The 6,050-nt window shown below is 48.2% G+C and carries 5 protein-coding genes; 2 read left to right on the top strand and 3 right to left on the bottom strand.

The features are described 5' to 3' along the window. The first annotated feature begins 283 nt into the window (after positions 1 to 283). Positions 284 to 1,450, top strand: coding sequence for a glycosyltransferase family 4 protein (locus tag RMO35_RS13205; RefSeq protein ID WP_309741758.1), 1,167 nt, complete (start codon positions 284 to 286; stop codon positions 1,448 to 1,450). A 139-nt stretch (positions 1,451 to 1,589) separates the two neighbouring features. Beyond that, entirely contained in the window at positions 1,590 to 2,780 is a 1,191-nt protein-coding gene (locus tag RMO35_RS13200) for a glycosyltransferase family 4 protein (protein ID WP_309741757.1), read from the top strand. A 65-nt stretch (positions 2,781 to 2,845) separates the two neighbouring features. On the opposite strand, the gene RMO35_RS13195 is transcribed toward RMO35_RS13200, so the two are convergent. The 3 genes from RMO35_RS13195 to RMO35_RS13185 all read right to left on the bottom strand — a co-directional run. Next, positions 2,846 to 4,105 carry a glycosyltransferase family 4 protein gene (locus tag RMO35_RS13195; protein WP_309741756.1) on the bottom strand — a complete coding sequence of 420 codons (1,260 nt, stop codon included), beginning with the start codon at positions 4,103 to 4,105 and terminating at the stop codon, positions 2,846 to 2,848. 6 nt (positions 4,106 to 4,111) lie between these two features. After that, a complete protein-coding gene (locus RMO35_RS13190) occupies positions 4,112 to 5,053 on the bottom strand; it encodes a glycosyltransferase (RefSeq protein WP_309741755.1) in 942 nt (313 codons plus the stop codon). Positions 5,054 to 5,316: 263 nt separating this feature from the next. Next, positions 5,317 to 6,050: glycosyltransferase family 2 protein (locus RMO35_RS13185; RefSeq protein WP_309741754.1), on the bottom strand; the 734-nt coding region annotated here is incomplete at its 5' end.

Here is a 6,050-nt window from a genome sequence, read left to right as displayed (position 1 = left end):
TTTATACAATTTATCTTGATTTTGAAGTTTTAAATCACTCGATCGAACTAACTCTGTTTATTCGATCGTCGATAAATAATTGACATACCTAGATGAAGGTATAAAAAATAGTTGCACTGAGAAAAATCATCATCGATTGCAATATGCACGAGCATAAGCGATCTAGATTGAAACATCTACAATTCGATCGCATTTGGAGAATTTTTGTTCGCCCAATCGATCGACATCATCAATAAGTCCGATCTCAGCGTTCGAGAATTTGAGTTTCCCCATCGGAGATAGAATGATGAATTACGCAACAGATATTCGTGCCGCATGGCTCTTTCCGTCTCTCCGCAAGGGTAACTATTGGCAGCCAATTTTTCGAGATTTTAGCCAACGGTTCGAGACGATCGTTTATGCGGGACTGTGGTCGGGATTTACACCAGGTTTGGAAGATACCTTTGCCGTCGAAGTTGTCGGCAATACCCAGTTCGGGCAAGATTATAGCGCTCGCGTTGCCAATGCTTCGCTCAAAATTGTCTTACCTTTATGGAAGTTTCGACCGCAGATTATTTTTACCAGTGGATTTTCAATTTGGACGATCCTGGCGCTGGGTTTGAAACCAGTGGCGGGGTGGCGGGTGGCAATTTTATACGATGGCAGTTCGCCGAGTATTGATTTTCGCAATTCTTGGGCGCGATTGCTATTGAGGCGATTGCTGGCACGGATGGCGGATGGGTTTTGTGCCAATAGTGGTGCCGCCAAGGATTATCTGATCGATGTTTTGCACGCGCCCCCAGCGAAGGTGTTTGGGAGTACTTATTTGGTACCCGATGTCACTGCTTTGGTACCTACTCACCAGATAGCTGCGCCAGCGGTAACGGGCGCTGGCACTGATGCCCAGCAGAGCGTCACCTTCTTATTTGTCGGCGAACTGATTCCCCGCAAGGGACTGCGGCAACTGCTCCAAGCTTGCGCCCTGCTCGATCGATCGTCCCAACATCATTATCGACTACTAGTCGTCGGGGATGGTTCCGAACGCGCGGAACTCGCCCAGTTAGCTACTGCTGAGAATTTAGACGACGTTGTGACTTGGATTGGGTGGGTGCCTTACGAGCAATTAGGTACCTATTTTCAATCGGCAGATGCCCTGATTTTCCCCACATTAGAAGATGTGTGGGGGATGGTGGTACTCGAAGCAATGGCTTTCGGGCAGCCCGTATTGTGCTCCAAATGGGCGGGTGCGGCAGAACTCATCGTCCCTGGTGAAAACGGTGAATTATTCGACCCCCATCACCCCGCCGCATTAGCCGCCCTCATGACACGCGTACTTCAGCAGCCGCAGTTGCTCGCGACGATGGGCGCAAACGCCCGCCGGATGACCGCACAATATACACCCGCAGTCGCTGTGGACAATTTTCAGATGGTCGTCGATCGAGTATTGGCATCCCCACCAGCACTAGCTTAGGGCGCGAACAGTCAGGCTTTAGGCTTTAGGGAAAACTCCGCTGTAGTTTTCCCAAAAGCCTAAAGCCTAAAACCTCAAGCCTAAACCCTAAACCCGCTGCGAATGAAGATTCTGTCCTCCTAGTTGCACATACATCATCATGAAAATTTTGATTCTGCATAATCGTTACAAAATTATCGGTGGCGAAGAAGGAGTAGTGAAGGCGGAGTATGCCCTCCTAGAACAGCGCGGTCATAAAGTGACAGTATTAGAGGCAAACAACGATCGAATTGTCGGCATCTGGGGGAAGCTGAGCACGGCGATTAATGGCCTTTACTCACTTTCTGCCAAACACCAAGTCAGCGACGCGATCGCCCAGCTAGAGCCAGATCTCGTCCACGTTCATAACTTTTTCCCCCTCTTGTCCCCATCGGTTTATGATGCTTGTCTGGATGCAGAAGTCCCGGTAGTGCAAACATTGCACAACTACCGCCTCCTGTGCCCCAAAGCGATGCCGTTTCGGAATGGACAGATCTGTGAGGATTGTTTCGATCGAGTCGTACCGTGGTCGGGCGTTTTACATGGTTGTTATCGCAATTCCCATATCCAAAGCGCTTCTGTCGCTGCGATGCTGGGTCTGCATCATTGGCAAGGCACTTGGCACAAGCGAGTCGATGCCTATATTGCTTTGAGTGATTTTCAAAAGCAGGTGTTCGTGCGAGCGGGTCTACCCGCAGAACGTTTTTTTGTCAAACCAAATTTTGTCTTTGGGAATGAATTTCCGCCAGACTCACAGCGAGGTGATTTTGCGTTATTTGTGGGTCGATTATCTGAAGAAAAAGGCGTCGAAATTTTGCTCGACGCCTATTTACAACATCAACTGACGATCCCCCTCAAAATTATCGGCGATGGCCCATTGAGGGCGACATTAGCAGCCAAAGCCGCCGGATTAGCGCAGGTGACATTCTTGGGACAGCAAGATCCAACGGTGGTAATTCAACTGATGCAACGCGCCCAGTTTCTCGTCTTTCCGTCGATCTGGTATGAAGGTTTCCCCTTGACGATCGCCGAAGCATATGCCTGTAAACTGCCTGTAATTGCCTCGCGGCTGGGTTCGATGAGCGAAATCGTCCGCGATGGGGTTACGGGTTTGCACTTTGAATCTAGCAACGCCACAGATTTAGCCAGCAAAATCCAATGGGCGATCGCACATCTCCAGTCTATGCAAAAGATGGGGGCTGCTGCGTATGAAATTTATCAAAATTGCTATACTCCCCAAGCGAACTATCAGCAATTACTTCACATTTATCAATCGGCGATCGATCGGGCAAAAATGCGATCGCTTAATTAGGTAAAAGGTAAAAGGTAAGAGGTAATGGGTAAGAGGTAATGGGTAAAAGGTAAGAGGTATAGGTTCTATATCTGCTTGGGTGCCGATACTAGTTCGCTGAATAGAGTGGCATAACGCTTTGCTTGTAACTCGATCGAGAATTCGCGTTCGGCTTTCTCGCGGGCGTAATTACGCAAATTTTGATGTCGGGAGGGGTTGTCCAGTACCCAGGCAATGCCTGTCGCTAGATCCTCGATATCAAAAGGTTGGGCTAGATAGCCATTTTTTTGGTGTTCGATCAGATCGGGTAAACCACCGACATCGAAGGCGACACAGGGGGTGCCACAAGCTAGTGCTTCCAGGACGACATTGGGTAAATTGTCTTGAATCGAGGGTGCCACTAGCACATCCGCCGCTGCGTATAAAATCGCGATCGAGATATCGTCAGTGAGAGTGCCCAAGGCATGATATTTAAAGCCACAAATTTCCGCGTCCAACAACGCTGGGCCAAAAATGACCGCCTCTAGCCGATCTGTCCATCCCGAGCTGCTTAATTTTTTTAAGGCTGGCTCTAGGAGCTGAAATCCTTTGCGCGGATCGATCGTGCCTAATGTGGCTCCGAAGAGGATTAGCTGCTTGTCGAGCGGGAGATTGAGGATCTGTCGTGCTAATAACTTATCGATCGGTTTATATTTAGTCAGATTGAGTCCATTGGGGATTAGCTCGACCCGGTGGTGCTTTAATAACGAGCTAGATGCGGCACATTTTGCCAGCCACTTACTCAAGACGACAACCGTGGGATTGGTTTGCTGCAATGCTTTCGCTTTGCGTTGCCACACCCAGCGCGATAGATCGGATTCGCGATCGCTATTTAGTTGCGGACAAGCACCACAGGCAACTTGATAGCGATCGCAAGTCTGATTATAGTGACAACCGCCCGTAAATGCCCACATATCGTGTAGGGTCAGTACCAGCGGCTGTTTGATTTTACCAATCGCCTCGATCGACACATAGCCCTGACAAATCCACTGTAAATTGATAATATCGGGGTCGAAGGCGATCGTCCGCTGGAGCGTGCTACCAGGGAGCCATTGGAGCGAAAACGGCGCACGATTGGGACGATGGTACAGATTTAGCGGTAATGAATCCAGGCGATAACTGAGATTGAGTTTGGCGATCGTTTTGTCCAGAGCGGTTTGTGGCCCTGTAATCCTCGGATCGTTACTTTGTTTTTGCTGGATCGAAATCTGAGCATCTAAACCCATCTGCCCAAGTCCCTCATGCAACCGACAAGCCGCCCGCCCCGCACCGTCTCTTTCGCCAGTGCTCAGCATTAAAATTTTCATGTTTATTTAGATCGAAAATTTTTCGAGATCGACATGTTGCAGATCGGCAAATTTGACAAATCGGGTGGCGATGCCCTCGGGATTGTTAAAATATTGCTCCATCAGCGCTGCTGGCTGTTTGCTCCCGCCACCGCCGCGATCGATCAGTTTGGCGATATAAGTGCAGTATGCTAGGCGCAGAGCATTAATTTTACCGAGTACTTCTTGCCTGATCTCCGTCGGATCTGGGGGGGCTGCTTTCCACTGCTCGACGGCTTGAGCCACTCGATCGGGGTCGGGAGGCACGATAATCGAGTTATGCGGGCTAAAAAACTGGTCGCGACCGCCTTTACTAGGCGTACTGACAACGGGGATGCCACACAGTAAGTATTCACACGATGCCAGCATCGCGCCTTCTTGGGCGGATAGACACAAACCCGCGTAAGCTTGGTTGTATTTCCGCGCCAATTCTGGACGCGGCAAAAATTCGCGATTAAAATCCGCATGGTGAAGTTCGGGACAGTAGGCGTGCAAATCGCCACCGTAGGATACCACCATCAGTGGATCGACTTGTTTGGCCAGAGCCAACCGCTTGAATGCTGCCAACTGAGCGGTATAAATAGCATCATAAATCTTCGGTTCTGCGAGGGGTTTGTAGAGATGCTCGTTGATGTAGAGATTGTGATTGAAGTGAGCACCTCGAATCAGCATCATCTTTCGCACCCGATCCTCATCTTGAGCATTAACCATTAAATGGTGCTCTTGCTGCTCTAGTTGATGGGAAACTTGTCTGGCTGTAAATTTTGCCATCCGATGAATTGGTACACTCCAGCCCGCAACATGTTCTAAAACATACTGAGGATGAAATGAAGGTGGTAAGGTAATGTCTTCAGCGAAGTTACCCAGAATCTTGCCCCTGAGTGCCAATTTTGTACTGAAGGGATATCCACTAATGGTCGAAACTATCAACGGGTCGGTAGCTAAAATGTAAAGACCATGAAATAACATGATAGGGGATAGGGGATAGGGGATAGGGAATAGGGGATAGGGAATAGATACCTTGTAGCCTACTATTAGGGTTTCTTGAGATGATTCTATTGTTTAACGAGATGTAGGGGTTTAAATCCCCCACCATTGACGGTGGATTGTTGTTATGGTCATTTTTAAATCCCCATCCTAACGAACCAATTATCAATTATCAATTCTCAATTCTCAATTCTCAATTAAAATAATTATGCTGACCTAGTTAGCTGCTTGAGTTTTAATTGAATCCGTTTGAAAAATTTGGGAAAATAATCAAAACAAATATCTTGAATGAGTCGATCGATCTGTAAATTACGGGCTACTAATTCGGGATGTTGGAGTGGAAAATTTATGGCTGTGGCGGGGATACTTAATTGGGGACAATCTGCCGAATTTGTGTCTGCCGATCGCGTATGTGTCGCATCGGCATCGAAGCCAATATTTGTCACCAAATTTACCTGCGGCACGATTCCTAAGCCACCTTGAAGCCAGCAAGCCAGCGTCCACTGGTAATCCCAACAACCTAAATCTCGGGAGCTGACATCATGAAAAATTCGCGCCCAAGTTTTCACGGCATGTTCGTTACCTAATAAATCTTGGAGTAACTGATGCTGGCGATCGGGTGCCATTTGCGACCAGATTTGCATGTCGTAGTCATAATGTTGCCATGCCCGTCGCCACGTCGCCCAACCCCAAGAAAGCGTATAACGAGAAAACAGATAACTATCTTCATGCTGATATTTACTCGCCCAAAAATTGTTACCAGAAATGTGCATGACCCGATCGTCATCGCGATAGCGGGTTAATAATTCATCGCAAAATCGAAAAAAATCGGGATGGGGAATGCAATCATCTTCGAGGATAATTGCGGTTTCGACGCGATCGAATACCCAACTAATCCCTGTCGCCGGACGCACCCCACACCCCAAATTTGTATCGGCAT

The organism is Chamaesiphon sp. OTE_20_metabat_361 (assembly GCF_031364565.1).
The sequence above is the reverse complement of the archived record's forward strand: the minus strand, read 5'-3'. Positions and strand labels throughout refer to the sequence as shown.

Bases quoted from the DNA above. Each gene is read 5' to 3' on its own strand.
- RMO35_RS13205 (WP_309741758.1), top strand. From the start codon at position 284: ATGATGAATTACGCAACAGATATTCGTGCCGCATGGCTCTTTCCGTCT.
- RMO35_RS13200 (WP_309741757.1), top strand. From the start codon at position 1,590: ATGAAAATTTTGATTCTGCATAATCGTTACAAAATTATCGGTGGCGAA.
- RMO35_RS13195 (WP_309741756.1), bottom strand. From the start codon at position 4,105: ATGAAAATTTTAATGCTGAGCACTGGCGAAAGAGACGGTGCGGGGCGG.